Source organism: Pseudomonas allokribbensis, assembly GCF_014863605.1.
GTDB lineage: Bacteria > Pseudomonadota > Gammaproteobacteria > Pseudomonadales > Pseudomonadaceae > Aquipseudomonas > Aquipseudomonas allokribbensis.
The window spans coordinates 1,734,777-1,751,284 of record NZ_CP062252.1; the positions used below are offsets into that span (position 1 = coordinate 1,734,777).

Annotated in this window: 16 protein-coding genes; all 16 read left to right on the forward strand. The window is 60.2% G+C overall.

Annotation, left to right across the window (positions count from 1 at the left end; all coding sequences use genetic code 11):
- The first annotated feature begins 24 nt into the window (after positions 1-24).
- A complete protein-coding gene (locus IF199_RS07945) occupies positions 25-753 on the forward strand; it encodes a cephalosporin hydroxylase family protein (protein ID WP_102620328.1) in 729 nt (242 codons plus the stop codon).
- A gap of 49 nt (positions 754-802) precedes the next feature.
- The gene (locus tag IF199_RS07950; protein ID WP_192560086.1) at positions 803-3,727 is read left to right on the forward strand and encodes a glycosyltransferase family 2 protein; all 2,925 of its coding nucleotides are present in this window, start codon (positions 803-805) and stop codon (positions 3,725-3,727) included.
- A 32-nt stretch (positions 3,728-3,759) separates the two neighbouring features.
- The gene (gene pseB, locus IF199_RS07955) at positions 3,760-4,761 is read left to right on the forward strand and encodes a UDP-N-acetylglucosamine 4,6-dehydratase (inverting) (RefSeq protein ID WP_096822197.1); all 1,002 of its coding nucleotides are present in this window, start codon (positions 3,760-3,762) and stop codon (positions 4,759-4,761) included.
- Positions 4,758-5,915: a UDP-4-amino-4,6-dideoxy-N-acetyl-beta-L-altrosamine transaminase gene (gene pseC / locus IF199_RS07960; protein ID WP_192560087.1), complete on the forward strand. Its 1,158-nt coding sequence runs from the start codon at positions 4,758-4,760 to the stop codon at positions 5,913-5,915. Before pseB ends, pseC begins: the two co-directional genes overlap by 4 nt.
- Positions 5,916-5,946: 31 nt before the next feature.
- A complete protein-coding gene (locus IF199_RS07965) occupies positions 5,947-6,567 on the forward strand; it encodes a pseudaminic acid biosynthesis-associated methylase (RefSeq protein ID WP_192560088.1) in 621 nt (206 codons plus the stop codon).
- Positions 6,564-7,259 (forward strand): pseudaminic acid cytidylyltransferase, encoded by a 696-nt coding sequence (pseF, locus tag IF199_RS07970; protein WP_192560089.1) that lies wholly within the window; start codon positions 6,564-6,566, stop codon positions 7,257-7,259. The genes IF199_RS07965 and pseF overlap by 4 nt, the downstream gene beginning before the upstream one ends.
- Positions 7,256-8,758, forward strand: coding sequence for a UDP-2,4-diacetamido-2,4,6-trideoxy-beta-L-altropyranose hydrolase (gene pseG, locus IF199_RS07975; protein WP_192560090.1), 1,503 nt, complete (start codon positions 7,256-7,258; stop codon positions 8,756-8,758). Before pseF ends, pseG begins: the two co-directional genes overlap by 4 nt.
- Positions 8,755-9,807: a pseudaminic acid synthase gene (pseI, locus tag IF199_RS07980; protein WP_096822192.1), complete on the forward strand. Its 1,053-nt coding sequence runs from the start codon at positions 8,755-8,757 to the stop codon at positions 9,805-9,807. The genes pseG and pseI overlap by 4 nt, the downstream gene beginning before the upstream one ends.
- A 226-nt stretch (positions 9,808-10,033) precedes the next feature.
- Positions 10,034-10,960 (forward strand): ketoacyl-ACP synthase III, encoded by a 927-nt coding sequence (locus tag IF199_RS07985; protein ID WP_096822191.1) that lies wholly within the window; start codon positions 10,034-10,036, stop codon positions 10,958-10,960.
- Positions 10,961-11,046: 86 nt separating this feature from the next.
- Positions 11,047-12,339, forward strand: a complete 1,293-nt coding sequence (locus tag IF199_RS07990) for a motility associated factor glycosyltransferase family protein (protein ID WP_192560091.1) — start codon at positions 11,047-11,049, stop codon at positions 12,337-12,339.
- Positions 12,336-12,602: a hypothetical protein gene (locus IF199_RS07995; protein ID WP_192560092.1), complete on the forward strand. Its 267-nt coding sequence runs from the start codon at positions 12,336-12,338 to the stop codon at positions 12,600-12,602. The genes IF199_RS07990 and IF199_RS07995 overlap by 4 nt, the downstream gene beginning before the upstream one ends.
- 243 nt (positions 12,603-12,845) lie before the next feature.
- The gene (locus tag IF199_RS08000) at positions 12,846-13,697 is read left to right on the forward strand and encodes a flagellin domain-containing protein (protein ID WP_064594348.1); all 852 of its coding nucleotides are present in this window, start codon (positions 12,846-12,848) and stop codon (positions 13,695-13,697) included.
- Positions 13,698-13,770: 73 nt separating this feature from the next.
- On the forward strand, positions 13,771-14,127 hold the full coding sequence (locus tag IF199_RS08005; RefSeq protein ID WP_096822188.1) for a flagellar protein FlaG: 357 nt from the start codon (positions 13,771-13,773) through the stop codon (positions 14,125-14,127).
- A gap of 81 nt (positions 14,128-14,208) precedes the next feature.
- A complete protein-coding gene (gene fliD / locus IF199_RS08010) occupies positions 14,209-15,669 on the forward strand; it encodes a flagellar filament capping protein FliD (RefSeq protein ID WP_102620335.1) in 1,461 nt (486 codons plus the stop codon).
- A 129-nt stretch (positions 15,670-15,798) separates the two neighbouring features.
- Positions 15,799-16,197 (forward strand): flagellar export chaperone FliS, encoded by a 399-nt coding sequence (gene fliS, locus IF199_RS08015; protein WP_096822186.1) that lies wholly within the window; start codon positions 15,799-15,801, stop codon positions 16,195-16,197.
- A gap of 10 nt (positions 16,198-16,207) precedes the next feature.
- The gene (gene fliT, locus IF199_RS08020; RefSeq protein ID WP_096822185.1) at positions 16,208-16,504 is read left to right on the forward strand and encodes a flagellar protein FliT; all 297 of its coding nucleotides are present in this window, start codon (positions 16,208-16,210) and stop codon (positions 16,502-16,504) included.
- Positions 16,505-16,508: the final 4 nt, after the last annotated feature.

The window sequence follows — 16,508 nt, forward strand, 5'->3', positions numbered from 1 at the left end:
TTCCCGAATTTTTGGAGAGTTGCAATGAATCCACATGAGCAGTTTCGCGAAGAAGTAAAAGCCAACATCGAAGGCCTGCAGGAAGACAAGGCACTGCAAACCGAGTCCCTGGACTGGGTCGCCACCACTGCCAAACACAAATACACCTACAACTTCAGCTGGATGGGCCGGCCGATCATTCAGTTCCCGCAGGACATGGTCGCCATGCAGGAAATCATCTGGAACCTGCGTCCGGACGTGATCGTTGAAACCGGTATTGCCCACGGCGGTTCGCTGGTGTTCTACGCCTCGATCCTGGAACTGATCGGCCACGGCGAAGTGCTGGGTGTCGACATCGATATCCGCCAGCACAACCGCGAAGCCATCGAAGCGCACCCGATGTTCAAGCGGATCAGCATGATCCAGGGTTCGAGCATCGACACCGCGATTGTCGACCAGGTGCGTGAACGCGTGCAGGGCAAGAAAGTGCTGGTGGTGCTGGACTCCAACCACACCCACGAGCACGTCCTCGAAGAGCTGCGCCTGTACGCACCGATGGTTTCGGTGGGCAGCTACTGCGTGGTCATGGACACCGTGGTCGAAGACATGCCGGAAGACGCGTTCCCGGATCGTCCGTGGGGCAAGGGTGACAACCCGAAAACTGCCGTGTGGGCGTACCTGGAAGAGAACCGTGATTTCGAAATCGATCAGGCCATACACAGCAAGTTGCTGATCACAGTCGCGCCGGATGGTTATCTGCGCCGCGTACGTTAATCGACAAACAACGTAGAGTTTTCGGCGACTCGCCGCTTGTGGGGAATATATGCAAGGCAAGAACAGTTCTGGACACGGTTTGGCACTCAACGAACAGTTGACCGTTGTGCTGATATCTCACGAACGCCCGGCGTTTCTGCGCAGGGCCGTGCGTTTCTACAGCACCCTGCCGTGCAGGATTCTGGTGCTGGACTCGTCCGCCGAGGCATTGCCGGGTGTGGCCGGGCAATTTGCCAACGTGGATTATCAGCACCTGCCGCAGTTCGGCTATTGGGGCATTCGCGCCAAACTGGCCTACGGTATCGAGCAGTTGCAGACCCCTTACATGGTGTTCGCCGCCGACGATGACTTCCTGGTGCACGATGCCTTGCACGAAGCCGTTGCCTTCATGGACGCCAACCCCGATTACAGCATGTGCCACGGCTACAGCATGATGTACCTGGCACTGGCCAACGGCGTCAGCTACTACCGTCGTGACAAGAAAGTCTGCGAGGACTACTCGGCCGATCTGGCCCAGGATCGTCTGGTGGATTACATGTACCAGTACCTGCCACCGTTCTACGCGGTGCAGCGCTCCGACATCATGCGCGACTGGTACAAGGCGATGCCCGAAGACACGATCTTCCAGTGGCAGGAAGTCGGTCACACGTACTACATGCTGGCGCGGGGCAAGGCACGGATTCTGCCGATCCCTTACGTTGTGCGTGAAATCAACTATCAGCACTCCGACCACAGCACCGAGATTTTCCACTCGCTGGCGTACACCGACGCCAAGTCCGTCGCCGAGCGCGAGGCCTTTGCCGAGTTTCTGGCCGGCCTGCCGACGCAAGTCCGGCATGAAAGCCCGGAGCAAGGCAAAGCCTTTGTCCTGAAGAGTTTCGAGGCGCTGGCCGACAGCCTGCGCACCGGTCGCGCACTGACCGCCGAGCTGATTCTGGAATCGGCGTGGACCAATATCGAGGCCGGCCCGCAGCGCCGCTTCGGCCCGAAACAGTACGTCGAAATGCCGTTCTACAATCAGGCGTTTTTCGATCAACTGACCCACTTCGAGTTTCTGTTGCACGCCATGCCGGCCGGGCGCATTCAGTTGCAAGGGCTGGAGGGCATCTGGGCCCGTCAGGAGAACCTGATGCTGGCCCGCAACAACGACACGCCGGAAAGCGTGGTGGACCGTTTGTGGCAAGCCCACGACAGCAACGTGTTCAACCGCACCGTGATCAAGCGTCTGGTGGCGCAGTTGCAATTGCTGGGTGAAGACGAGGACGCCGAAAAACTGCGTGAATGGAATACGCGTCTGGAAGCGGCATCGCTGGAAGGCAACCAGGCGACATTCAGCAAAATGCGCACCGGCCGCTTGCTCAAATGGCTCGATGCGCGTCAGCCCGATGACGAACAGGCCGGGGCGATTGCCCGCGACCTGGCAGCCAATGGCGGTGGTCCGCAGTTCGGTATTTTCCTGCTCGATCTGGATAACGACATCGACAAGTTGCAGGTCACCCTGGACAGCTTGCTCGAAGGTCACAGCAAGGCGTTCAAAGTGGTGGTGTTCACCACGGGCGAACCGCCGGCGGCGACCACCGCGCAGAACACCCTGCACTTTGTGCGGGTCTCGTCCGGCAACTTCGTCGACAAGCTGAACCAGAGTGTTCGTCAGTCGCCGTGCGACTGGCTGCTGCTGGCCGAAGCGGGCGACGAGTTCACCGCTGGCGGTCTGCTGCGCGCCGGTCTGGAACTGGCGTCGGCCGAAGGTTGCCGCGCGGTGGCCACCGATGAAATCCAGCGCAACGCCGAAGGCGCCCTGGTGGATGTGTTCCGTCCGGGCTTCAACCTCGACCTGCTGCAAAGCCTGCCGGCGCTGATGGCGCGGCACTGGCTGATCCGTCGCGAGGTGCTGATCGAGGCGGGCGGTTATCAGGCGGACTTCAGCAAGGCGCTGGAATTCGATCTGCTGCTGCGCATCATCGAACAGGGTGGCCTGGGCGGTCTGGCGCACCTCGACGAGCCGCTGCTGATCACTCGCAGTTCGGTCCTGGAAGAAAACGCCGACGAGCGTCAGGCCCTGCTGCGTCACCTGGGCAATCGTGGCTACAAGGCCAAGATCACCTCGAAGGAACCGGGCACCTATCAGATCGATTATCGCCATGCCGAACAGCCGCTGGTGTCGATCATCCTGCCGGCCAGCGATGATCTGCCGGCCCTGCAACGCTGCCTGGACGGTGTGCTGCTGAGAACCCGCTACACCCGCTATGAAGTGTTGCTCGCAGCCCGACCGAATCAGTCGGCGGCCGTCAACGACTGGCTGGGCACCTTGAACCACGCCAAGGTCCGCGTTCTGCACGCCGATCAGCCGCTTGGCGATGCGGCCCTGTGCAACGCTGCCAGCCAAGAGGCACAGGGTGAATACCTGGTGCTGATGGCGGCCGACAGTGAGGTGGTCAACCCGAACTGGATCGAGTCGCTGCTCAACCATGCCCAGCGACCTGAAGTCGGTATCGTCGGGCCGAAACTGGTCGATCGCGACGGGAAAATTTCCCAGGCCGGTCTGATTCTCGGCAAGGAAGGCACCGTCGGTTCGGCCTTCATTGGCGAGAGGCACGACGCCGAAGGTTACATGCACCGTCTGCAGGTTGATCAGAACTACTCGGCCGTATCGGGCGTGTGCCTGATGGTGAACAAAGAGTTGTTCGACGCCCTGGGCGGCCTGGACACCGAAAGCTTCGGCGACGGTTTCAGCGATGTCGACCTGTGCCTCAAGGCCGGTCAGGCCGGTTACCTCACCGTGTGGACGCCGTTGGTACAGGTGCTTCATGGCGGGCAATTGCCACAAGCGCCACAGGCGCTGGAAGCACTGGCTGAAAAATGGTCCTCCGTCTTCGCTCAGGACCCGGCCGGCAACCCGAACCTGATCCTGAACGGCAAAGACTTTGCTCTGAACGAGCGTGCTGCGGTGAACTGGGCGCAGTGGCTCGGCTGACGCCTTGAGGCACAGGAAACAGGACTCTAGACATGTTCAACGGTAAATCGATTTTCATCTCCGGTGGCACCGGCTCGTTCGGGCGCAAGTTCATTGCGCGCCTGCTCGAGCAATACCAGCCCAAGCGGGTGGTGGTGTTCTCCCGGGATGAACTCAAACAGTACGAGATGCAGCAGACGTTCAACGCGCCGTGCATGCGTTACTTCCTCGGTGACGTGCGCGACGCCGAGCGTCTGCGCCAGGCCATGCGCGGCATCGATTACGTGGTGCACGCCGCGGCGTTGAAACAGGTGCCGGCGGCGGAATACAACCCGACCGAGTGCATTCGCACCAACGTCAATGGCGCGGAGAACATCATCGCCGCCGCCATCGACAACGGCGTGAAGAAAGTCGTCGCGCTGTCCACCGACAAGGCGGCGAGCCCGATCAATCTGTACGGCGCCACCAAGTTGCTGTCGGACAAATTGTTCGTCGCCGCCAACAACATTGCCGGTGAGCAACAGACGCGTTTTGCCGTGGTTCGCTACGGCAACGTAGCGGGCTCGCGCGGGTCAGTGGTGCCGTTTTTCAGCAAGCTGATTGCCGATGGCGCGACAGAGCTGCCGATCACCGACGAGCGCATGACCCGTTTCTGGATCACCCTCGATCACGGCGTACAGTTCGTCCTCGACAGCTTTGCGCGGATGCACGGTGGTGAAGTGTTTGTGCCGAAGATCCCGTCGATCCGTGTGGTCGATCTGGCTCGCGGCATGGCCGAGCATCTGCCGCACAAGAACGTCGGCATCCGTCCGGGCGAGAAGCTGCACGAACTGATGGTGCCGTTGGACGATGCGCGGATGACCCTGGAGTTCGCCGATCACTACACCATCCAGCCGTCGATTCGTTTCACCAGCGTCGATGTGGATTTCGCCGAAGACAAACTCGGCGAGCGTGGCGTGCCGGTCGGTGAAGATTTCGAATACCGCTCCGACACCAACCCGCATTTCCTCTCGGTGGGGCAGATCGCCGACCTGCACGCGAAGCTGTCGGTATGATTCCCTACGGTCGGCAAAGCCTCGACCAGACGGACATCGACGCGGTCGTCGAGGTGTTGCAGTCCGACTGGTTGACTCAAGGGCCGACCATCGAGCGCTTCGAGCAGGCGATGGCCGAGCGTTGCCAGGCCGATTTCGCGGTCGCGGTGTGCAACGCCACGTCGGCGCTGCACATTGCCTGCCTGGCGGCGGGGCTGGGAGCGGGCGACCGTTTGTGGACCACACCGAACACCTTTCTCGCGTCGGCCAACTGCGGCCGTTACTGCGGCGCCGACGTTGACTTCGTGGACATCGATCCGCTGACCTGGAACCTCGATGCCGAGGTGCTGGCCAGCAAACTCGACGCCGCCGAGCGCGACGGCAGCTTGCCCAAAGTGCTGGTGGCAGTGGCGTTTTCCGGGCAGAGCTGCGACATGCGGCGAATCGCCGAACTGGCCGAACGCTACAACTTCACCGTGATCGAAGACGCTTCTCACGCCGTCGGCGCAAGCTACGCCGGGCGCCCGGTGGGTTGCGGTGAGTTCGCGGCGATGACCGTGTTCAGTTTCCATCCGGTGAAGATCATCACCAGCGGCGAAGGCGGCATGGTGCTGACCAATCGCCCGGAGCTGGCCGAGCGTCTGCAACGCCTGCGCAGCCACGGCATGACCCGCGATCCACAGCAGATGACCGAGCCCAGTCACGGGCCGTGGTATTACCAACAGGTCGAGCTGGGTTTCAATTATCGGATCACCGATCTGCAAGCTGCGCTGGGCTTGTCACAGCTGAGCAAACTGGACGAATTCATCGCCCGTCGTCGGGAACTGGCCGCGCGATACGACCGCTTGCTGGCGTATTTGCCGGTCACCGTGCCGAGCATCCAGCCGGACGCCGAATCGGCCTGGCACCTGTACGTGGTGCGCTTGCAGACCGAGCGCATCAACCTCAGCCACCGTCAGGTGTTCGAAGGCTTGCGCGCGGCCGGCATCGGCGTGAACCTGCACTACATTCCGGTGCATCTGCAGCCGTACTATCGTGAACTGGGTTTCGCCGAGGGAGACTTTCCCGAGGCCGAGCGTTATTACGCCGAAGCGATCAGCCTGCCGCTGTTTCCGTTGCTGAGCGATCAGCAGCAGGATTACGTGGTCGAGCAATTGCGTCGGTTGACTGAATAAGTGCCGCTGCGGCGGTGGATGGAAAACGGCAATGCGTGATCTGAGCGAGCAGGAACAATTCTGGCAGGGCGAGTTCGGCAACCAGTACGTCGACCGCAATGTCGGGCAACCGCTGGTGGCGGCCAATCTGGCGTTGTTCGCCAAAGCGCTGACCCGCGCCGGACGGATCGACAGCCTGCTGGAGCTGGGCACCAACGCCGGCAACAACTTGCAGGCGCTGCGGCAGCTGTTGCCGTGCTGTGAGTTGTTCGGCGTCGAGATCAATGCCAGCGCCTGTGCCCAGGCGCGTGCGCTGGAGATTGCGAACATCTGGCACGGCTCGCTGTTCGATTTCCCTCGTGAGCGCCAATACGATCTGACCCTGAGCAAAGGCGTGCTGATTCATCTGGCCCCGGACCTGCTGCCGACCGCCTATGCGCAGTTGTACGAGCTGAGCCAGCGCTACATCCTGATCGCCGAATACTACAATCCGTCGCCGGTGGAAGTGTCCTATCGCGGCAACAGCGGCAAGTTGTTCAAGCGCGATTTCGCCGGGGAAATGCTCGATCGCTATCCCGATCTGCAACTGCTGGATTACGGCTTCGGTTATCACCGCGATCCACAATTCCCGCTGGACGACGTCACCTGGTTCCTGCTGGAAAAACGCCCTTGAGCAACGTCGCAATCATCCCGGCCCGCGGCGGAAGCAAACGCATTCCGCGCAAGAACCTCAAACCGTTCGACGGTGTGCCGATGATTGCCCGTTCGATTCGCACGGCGCTGGATTCGGGGTTGTTCGACCAGGTGGTGGTCAGCACCGATGACGAAGAGATCGCCGAACTGGCGCAGGCCCATGGTGCGCAGGTGCCGTTCTTGCGTCCGGCGGAGCTGGCCGATGATTTCACCGGCACCGCAGCGGTAATTGTGCATGCCTTGCAGCAACTGCCGCGCTTTGATTACGCCTGCTGCGTGTACGCCACGGCGCCGTTGTTGCAGGCGCGGTTTCTGCGTCAGGGGCTTGAGTTACTGGAGCAGCATCCCGACAAGTCCTTTGCTTTTTCGGTCACCGATTTCGGCTTTCCGGTGCAGCGTGCCTTGACCCTCGACGGGCAGGGCGCGCTGACGGCGTTGTACCCCGAGTTTCGCAATACCCGTTCGCAGGATCTGCCGGCCGCCTTTCAGGACGCCGGCCAGTTCTACTGGGGTCGCAGCGAGGCCTGGCTGCGTGGCGAGATTCTGTATTCGCCGGCCAGCCTGCCGGTGATCCTGCCCCGGCATCTGGTGCAGGACATCGACACCGCTGAAGACTGGAAGCGCGCCGAATACCTCTACGCCGCACTCAAGGCCGGCGGAGAGCTGCAATGAGAGTACTGATCCGCGCCGATGCTTCGCCGACCATCGGCAGCGGCCACATCGCCCGTTGCCTGACGCTGGCACGGGTGTTGCGCGCTCAGGGCAGTCACGTCGCGTTTGCCTGTCGTCGTTTGCCGGGCCATCGGCTCGATGCGTTGCAGGGCGAAGGCTTCGAGACGTTCGCCTTGCCGGATCGATACACCGACGAGGACCCGGAACAGGCCATCGAATCGATGCTGCCGTGGCAGGCGGATATCGATGCACTGGCGACGCAGCTGGAAGGTCAGGCGGAATTCGACTGGGTCATTGCCGACCACTACGGCCTCGATCATCACTGGCAGACCGCGGCCCGTCGCTTCGCGCCACGGATCGCCGCCGTCGACGATCTGGCGACCCGCCGTTACAGCGTGGACCTGTTGCTCAATCAGAACCTCTCCGGTCTCAGCGAAAACTATCAGCCGCTGCTGCCGGCAGGTTGCCGAACGCTGCTTGGTCCGCGCTTTGCCATGTTGCGCGAAGAGTTCAGCGGCCCGGTTATCGAGATCAAACCCGTGGCGCGACGGGTGCTGGTGAACTTCGGCGGTTTCGACGCTGCCCGCCAGACCCATCACGCGATGCTGGCGCTGGCGGATTTTTCCGGGCTTGAAGTGGACTTCGTCGCCGGTGCCGACAACCCGGCATGGGCAGAGATGCAGGCACTGGCCGCAAGCCGGCCGAACTGGCGCCTGCACAGTTTCGTCAGCGATTTTCATCGGCGCATGACCGAAGCCGACCTGTTCATCGGCGCTGGCGGTGGCACCAGTTGGGAGCGCGCGGCCATGGGCCTGCCGACGATCTGCATCGCGGTGTCGAACAACCAGCAGGCCAACGGCGAGGTGATGGCCGCGGCCGGGGCGCATGTGTTCATGGGCGCGCGGGAGCAGGTCAGCGTCGAACAACTGCGTGATGCCGTCGGTTTTGTCGTGGGCAACTTTTATCTGCGCCAGAGCCTGGCCGAGCGTTCGCGGCAACTGGTCGACGGGCGCGGCGCGCTGCGGGTTGCGGCGGCACTGGCCGGCGCGGTACTCACGCTGCGGGGCGCGACGCTGGACGATGCGCAGGTGTTGTTCGACGGGCGCAACGCCGACGCTGTGCAGCGCTGGTCGGTGAAGAGTGGCGCGATCGAGTGGTCGCAGCATCTGAACTGGTTGAGCGCCAGTCTGCGCAATCCTCAACGGCTGTTGTTGATCGCCGAGGCCGATGACGGCCCGGTCGGTGTGTTGCGCTACGATCTGCGTGGCTTTGAAGCCGAGGTTTCGCTGTATCTGCTGGAGGGGCGTTTCGGTCTCGGCTGGGGCAGGGCGCTACTGACGCGGGGCGAGGCGTTCGTCACGGCGCACTGGCCGCAATTGACCGCGATCAGCGCACAGGTGTTGCCGGCCAACCAGGCCTCATTGAATGTATTTCGTGACGCCGGGTTCACCCAAAGTGCCTGCGCGTTCACCAAGGATTTGAAGGAACACCGTTCATGAACAGTTTCAAGATTGGCGATCGCCTGATCGGTGCCGACGCACCGCCGTTCATCATTGCCGAAATGAGCGGCAACCATAACCAGTCGCTGGACGTCGCCTTGCAGATTGTCGAGGCGGCGGCCAAGGCCGGTGCCCATGCCTTGAAGCTGCAAACCTACACCGCTGAAACCATGACGCTGGATCTGGCGGAAGGCGAATTCTTCATCAAGGATCCGAACAGCCTGTGGGCCGGCACGTCCCTTTACGACCTGTACGAAAAGGCCCACACGCCCTGGGAATGGCACGCACCGATCTTTGCCCGGGCCAAAGAACTGGGCATGCTGGCGTTTTCGACGCCGTTCGATGACAGCGCCGTGGATTTTCTTGAAAGCCTCGATGTGCCGGCCTACAAGATCGCCAGTTTCGAAAACACTGATCTGCCGCTGATTCGCCGTGTGGCGGCGACTGGCAAGCCGCTGATCATTTCCACCGGCATGGCCAGCATCGCCGAGCTCGACGAAACCGTGCGCGCTGCCCGTGAAGCCGGGTGCAAGGATCTGGTGCTGCTCAAGTGCACCAGCACCTACCCGGCGACGCCGCTCAACAGCAATGTGCGCACGATCCCGCATCTGCGTGAGTTGTTCGGTTGTCAGGTGGGGCTGTCCGATCATTCGATGGGTGTTGGTGTGTCGGTGGCGGCTGTGGCACTCGGTGCGACGGTGGTTGAAAAGCACTTCACCCTTGACCGCGCGGCGGGCGGGGTGGACGCCAGTTTCTCGCTGGAACCTGCGGAAATGGCCGCTCTGGTGCTGGAAACCGAACGCGCCTGGCAGGCCATGGGTCAGGTGCATTACGGCGTGACCGAGGCTGAGAAAAAGTCTCTGGTCTACCGTCGGTCGCTGTACGTCACGGCCGACATGGCGGCCGGTGAACCCTTCACGGCGGCCAACGTGCGCGCCATTCGTCCCGGTCTCGGTCTGCCGCCCAAGCACACCGACGCCGTCCTCGGCCGCCGCGCGCGCGCGCCGATCAAGCGCGGCACGCCGCTGGACTGGTCACTGGTCGAATAACCCGATCTGCACCGATTCGGCAAAATAGCGTGACCTGCGAGTCATAACGCGCATCTTCACTGTATTGTATTGACCGGGGAGATGGCGCCTGGCCCGTTATCGGTTGCAGTGATAGCCCTTTGCGCTCCCCGTGGCTGCCCGTTGTGGCGGCCGTTTTCTGTTTGTCGGCGCCCCTCGAAATCCTTGCGAGCGGTGGTATTGGGCTGTTTATTATTGGGAAGCCGTAATGATTGGCATAAAAAGCATTGCGAGCTACGTTCCTGTAGCCGGCGTGGACAATTACGCACAAGGTGCAAAATTCGAGAAGGATGAAGAATTCATCCTCGGCAAGATCGGTTCGGCCTTCCTCCCACGTAAAGACGCGGAACAGGAAACCTCCGATCTGTGCGTTGAAGCGGCCAATGCGCTGTTTGCCAACAACCCTGAACTGAAACGTGAATCCATCGATGCACTGATCGTCGTCACCCAGAACGGTGACGAAGAAGGCTTGCCGCACACCGCTGCGATCGTCCAGGACAAGCTCGGCCTGCCGACCAACGTCGCCGCGTTCGATATTTCCCTGGGTTGCTCCGGTTACGTCTATGGGATCTACGCGATCAAGGGCTTCATGGAAGCCGCCGGCCTGAAGAACGGTCTGCTGATCACCGCCGACCCGTATTCGAAGATCGTCGACCCGGAAGACCGCAACACCACCATGCTGTTCGGCGATGCCGCTACCGCGACGTGGATGGGCGAAAATCCGGCCTGGGCGCTGGGCAAGGCCAAGTTCGGCACCGACGGTTCCGGTGCGCCGCACCTGAAAGTCACCGATGGCGTGTTCTTCATGAACGGTCGTCAGGTGTTCAACTTTGCGCTGCTGAAAGTCCCGGCGCACTTGCATGAGTTGCTCGACGATTCCGGCCTCAAGGCCGATGACATCGATGCATTCTGCATTCACCAGGGCAGTGCGGCGATTGTCGATGCCGTGGCACGACGCTTCGAAGGCGAGCCGGAGAAGTTCATCAAGGACATGGTCGAGACCGGTAACACCGTGTCGTCCAGCGTTCCGCTGCTGCTGGAAAAACACGTGCTGGATTCCGACTGGCAGCGCATTGCGATCAGTGGTTTCGGCGTCGGTCTGTCGTGGGGTTCGGCGATTATCTATCGTCCTTGAAGCGGCGAAAAACGACGGATACAAAAATAGCGTTCAAGGGTTAACCTTGAACGCTATTTTTTTGCCTGAATGGAGCGTGAGGCACCATGAGCGAATTCTTCCAAGCCAACGCTGAAGTCATCGAGCGACGCTGGCCGGCACTGTTCGCACGGTTGATGAACGAAGACAGTTCGGCGATCGAAGCCGAGCTGACGCAGGGGCTCGGTTCGACGCTGAGCATCGGCGGGATTCAGCTCACCAGTCGCCATGACCGCCTCCACGAAGCCCGGATCCAGGCCGCCAGCCTGCCGGCGGACAAGCCGCAATTGCATGTCTACGGCACCGGTCTCGGGGATTTACCGGCGGTACTGCTGGAGCGCGCCGGGCTTGAGCGACTGTATGTTCACGTTCTCAATGGCGCGCTGTTCGCCCTGGTGTTGCAACTGATCGATCAGCGGCAGTGGCTGGAAGAGGCGCGGGTAGAGCTTCTGTACGCCGGAGACCTGACGGACATCTGCACGCCGTTTTTTGCCTTGCCGACTGAAATGCTGCTGGCCGATGACTTCAACGCGAAGATTCGTGATCGGCTGGTCAGTGAGGTGCACCTGAGTTTCAACAATCGTGAGTTCGATCCGCATTCGCCCTTCATTTTGCAGCGTCTGCAGGACTGTCTGCCGGTGCTGCTGGCTGACGATGATGTGGCGCAATTGTTTGGTACTTGTGCCGGCCGGGAAGTCTACGTGATCGGCACCGGGCCGACGCTTGAGCAGCATTTCGAGCGACTCGCAGCGATCCGTGAGCGCGACGAACGCCCGCTGTTCATTTGCGTGGATACCGCTTACCGACCGCTGCGCGAGCACGGGATCGTGCCCGACTATGTGGTGAGCATCGATCAGCGCATCAGCTTTCGGCATTTGCCTTTCGAAGAATCCGACGGCATCCCGCTCGTGTATCTGCCCATGAGCGACCCTGAGGTATTGAGGGCCTGGAAGGGCAAGCGCTACGGCGGCTATTCGCTCAGCCCGGTCTATGCGGCGTTGCGAGAGCAACATCCACGGGCACTGCTGCATGTGGGCGGCAGCGTGATTCATCCGGCGGTGGATCTGGCGGTGAAGATGGGGGCGGCGCGGATCACCCTGTTCGGTGCCGACTTCGCGTTTCCGATGAACAAGACCCACGCCGGCTGGCGTGATGGTGATCTGGGGCCGTCGGTGAACCAGGCACGGCACTGGGTGCGTGACGGCTTCGGCGAGCGCGTCAGTACGCAGCTCAATTTCCGCGGCTATCTGTGTGTGCTGGAGCGTTACATCGCCAGCCAGCCCCAAGTCGAGTTCTTCAACAGTAGCCGCGCAGGTGCGTTGATTGCCGGGACGCGCTTCAACCAGGAGTTCGTGCAATGAGTGCGCTGCAAGGTTGTATCGACGAATGCCGGCGGTGTGCCGGCCTGTTTCGCCTGGGGCGTGATGTCGAAGCGGCGCTGGACATGGTCGATGTGTTCGAGGGGGCGCAGCAGTTGCTGGTGTCCGCCTCGCCGGATATCCAGCAGTCGTGGGCGCACCTGCTCACACAAATGCTCGATTGCCAGGAGCGTCAGGACTGGCTCGGGCTTGCCGACTTCATGGAGTACGAGTTGATCCGGTTGCTGGAAAGTTCTGCGGCTTGAGGAAAGCCGACAGCGCTGGCCCGCAGGTTTGCGCGGCGGACGGTTTTATGGCGTCATTTTTTCGCAGGTAAAGTGCTGCTAAGTCTTTGTTTTCAGGGGGGTGGCAGGGTGATGGCAAAAATTTTCAAAAAAGCCCTCAAGCAACCTGCAAACCCGACGATAACTATTACGAAGGTTCTCTAGGCCATACCCGGCGGTTGCCAGGGCCGGAAGCCGCAGTACCCAACCAACGAGGAATTCGTCATGGCTTTAACAGTAAACACTAACACCACGTCGTTGAACGTTCAGAAGAACCTGAACCGCGCCTCCGACGCTCTGTCGACTTCGATGCAGCGCCTGTCTTCCGGCCTGAAAATCAACAGCGCTAAAGACGACGCTGCTGGCCTGCAAATCGCTACCCGTATGTCCTCGCAGATCCGTGGTAACACTCAGGCGATCCAGAACGCCAACGACGGTATCTCCGTTGCTCAGACCGCTGAAGGCGCTCTGCAAGCTTCGACCGACATCCTGCAGCGTATGCGTGAACTGGCTGTTAAAGCTCGTAACGGTACCAACGGCACTGCTGACCAGACCGCAACCAACGCTGAATTCGCTCAGATGTCTGACGAAATCACCCGTATCTCGGCTGCTACCAACCTGAACGGCAAAAACCTGCTGGACGGTTCGGCTGGTACTGTGACCCTGCAAGTTGGCGCCAACACTGGCTCCGCCAACCACATCGACCTGGTACTGAGCGGCAAGTTCGACGCCGTCAGCCTGTCGGTAGGTAGCGGTACTGTTGTTCTGACCGGTGCTACTTCGGCTGCCGCCGCTTCGAACATCGACAACGCGATCACCGCGATCGACGCTGCAATTGCGAACATCAACGCCACTCGCGCCGCTCTGGGTGCTTCGCAAAACCGTCTGACCAGCACCATCCAGAACTTGCAGAACATCACCGAGAACACCACTGCTGCACAAGGTCGCGTACAAGATACCGACTTCGCCGCAGAGACTGCTAACCTGACCAAGCAGCAAACCCTGCAACAGGCTTCGACCTCTGTTCTGGCTCAAGCCAACCAACTGCCTTCCGCTGTACTGAAGCTGCTTCAGTAATTTCGGAATGAGTTTTGGCGGGGGAGTGCGCTTGTCGTGCTCTCTCGCTTTTTCACGTTAGGAGGTGATGAGCATGGACATGAGCGTAAAGCTTAACGTGACTTATCCGGCTCCCAAGCCAGCCAATACTGTCACTGACAAGCCCTCGGAAGCGAAGCCGCAGGCTGCTGACGCCGTTACTGCCGTGAAAGACAGTCAGGAAACGGATGAAAGCAAATTGAAGCTGGCGGTGCAGGAGATCGAAAAGTTCGTACAATCGATCAAGCGCAATCTGGAATTCTCGATTGACGAGCATTCCGGGAAAGTCATCGTCAAGGTGATTGCAAGCGAGACGGGCGAGGTCGTACGACAGATCCCCTCCGCAGAAGCGCTGAAGCTGGCAGACAGCCTCGCCAACGCGAGTCACGTGTTGTTCGACGCCAAAGTCTGATAGCTGGCATGAATAGTGTTTGAAGTTCTTTAGGCGCCGACAAGGGTCAAAAGACTGGCAACAACCCCAAGGGAGATGCACATGGCAAGTCCAATTTTACCGGGTACGGGCCTGGGCTCCGGCCTGGACATTGGTGCGATCGTTACTGCGCTGGTCAATGCCGACAAGTCGCCGAAGCAGACGCAGATCGATGCCACGACCAAAACCAACACGCTGAAGATCTCCGGTATCGGTACGCTGAAGAGTGCGCTGACGACATTCCAGACGGCGATGGCCAACCTGGGCAGCAAGACCAACCCTGCGTTTTCCGGTTACACCGCCACGTCGGCAACTCCGACTGTTCTGGGCGTGACTTCGGATAACACCGCAGTATCGGGTACATACAGCGTAGTTGTGCAGAAACTGGCCACAGGCTCGAAAGTAGCCAGTGCATCCTTTGCCGGTGGTGCTGCCAGTGCCATTCCGAGTGGTACCCTGAAAATCAGTCAGAATGGCACTGATTACAATGTCGCGATCCCGGCGAACGCGACTTTGCAGAGCACTCGCGATGCAATCAACTCGGCTCAGGCTGTCAATGGTATTTCCGCGAACATCGTGACCGACAGCTCCGGATCTTCGCGTCTGGTGATCAGTTCGAGCAAGACGGGTGCGGGTTCTGATCTGACAGTCAGCGGTATTGCCGGTCTTGAGATCGATGGTACCCAGCCGATGGGGGCGACCCCGGCACCAGGTGCCTCCGGCTCGGTCAATGGCCTGGCACAGGATGCGCAGCTGACCATCGACGGTCTTCAGGTCAGCAGCAAGAGCAACACGGTCACTGGCGCCATCAGCGGTTTGACGATGAACCTGCTGACTGTTCCTGCTACGCCCGGAACACCGGTTACGGTGACCGTTGATGCCAACACCAAGGGTTTGCAGACGTCTGTTCAGGCTTTCGTCGACGCCTACAACACCCTGAAGAGCACCATCGATACGCTGTCCAAGGCAACGCCGGACGAAAATGGCAAGCTGACCGTTCAGGCGGCGTTCACCGGTGATTCCCTGCCGCGTTCGCTGATTGCCGACATTCGTGCGCAGTTGACTGCTCCGAGCGCCACGGCGGGCACCTCGATGGCCTATCTGTCGCAGATGGGGGTCATGACCGACAAGCTCACCGGTAACCTGACGTTCGATACCGTTGCGTTCAACAAGGTCATGTCCACGCCAGGCATGACCGGCAAGGTCCAGGACATGTTCACCGGCACCAACGACACCAATGGTCTGTTGACGCGCATGAGCAAGGCGGTGGATCCGTATCTCAAGCCATCGGCTGATGGCAAGACCACTACGGGTCTGCTTGATCAGCGCATGACGATCCTGAACAACAACACCAGGAACCTTACCAACCAGCAACTGGCACTGGACCTGCGGGTCGCCAACCTGACCAAGACGTTGACTGCCAAGTACAACGCCATGGACTTGCTGGTAGGGCAGATGAAGGCCACAGCGAGCAACATTACTTCGTTCTTCAGCTCGCTGAACGCTCAGCAATCTGCGAAGTAACATGCAAGCGCGACAAAAACCCGGCTACGCTTTCGAGCGTGTGCCGGGTTTTTGTCTTATGGTCTAAAGTTTTTCGACTCGCAGGCGATACACTGTTCATACGAGTCATTGTGGCAAATGAGGTAGAACATGAATCCGATGTTAGCCCTTCGGCAATACCAGAAAGTTGGCGCCCACGCTCAGACGTCCGAAGCGAGCCCTCACCGACTGGTGCAAATGCTGATGGAAGGCGGTCTGGACCGCATCGCTCAGGCCAAGGGTGCGATCGAGCGCAAGGATATTCCAGCCAAGTGCACGTCGATCAGCAAGGCGATCGGGATCGTCAGTGGTCTGCGTGAGGGCCTGGACCTGGAAAAGTCCGCGGACACGTTGGCTGATCTGGATGGCCTTTATATCTACATGATGAAGCGTCTTGCCGAGGCGAACATCAGCAGCGACCCGCGCATTCTGGACGAGGTCGCCGGCTTGCTGAGCACGGTAAAAGAAGGCTGGGACGCGATCGCTCCTACGCCCGCTCCTCAGTTCTAAGGAGATCACCATGAGTCTTGTATTGCAGCGAATCGAAGAAACCCGAGAGGCGTTGGTCGGTGCCCTGGCCGAGCGCAACTGGGAGGCCATCGGTCAATTGGATCTCGATTGCCGTTCCTGCATGGAAGATGTCTTGAGTGAAGCTTCGCTGGATGAAGTGGCACTGCGTGACAATCTTGAGGAGTTGCTGCATGTCTACAAGCAGCTTCTTGAGGTCGCCATGGGTGAGCGTCAGGCGATAGTCGACGAGATGTCGCAGATCACCCAAGCGCAGAGCGCGGCAAAGGTTTACCATCTGTTTGGTTAATTAA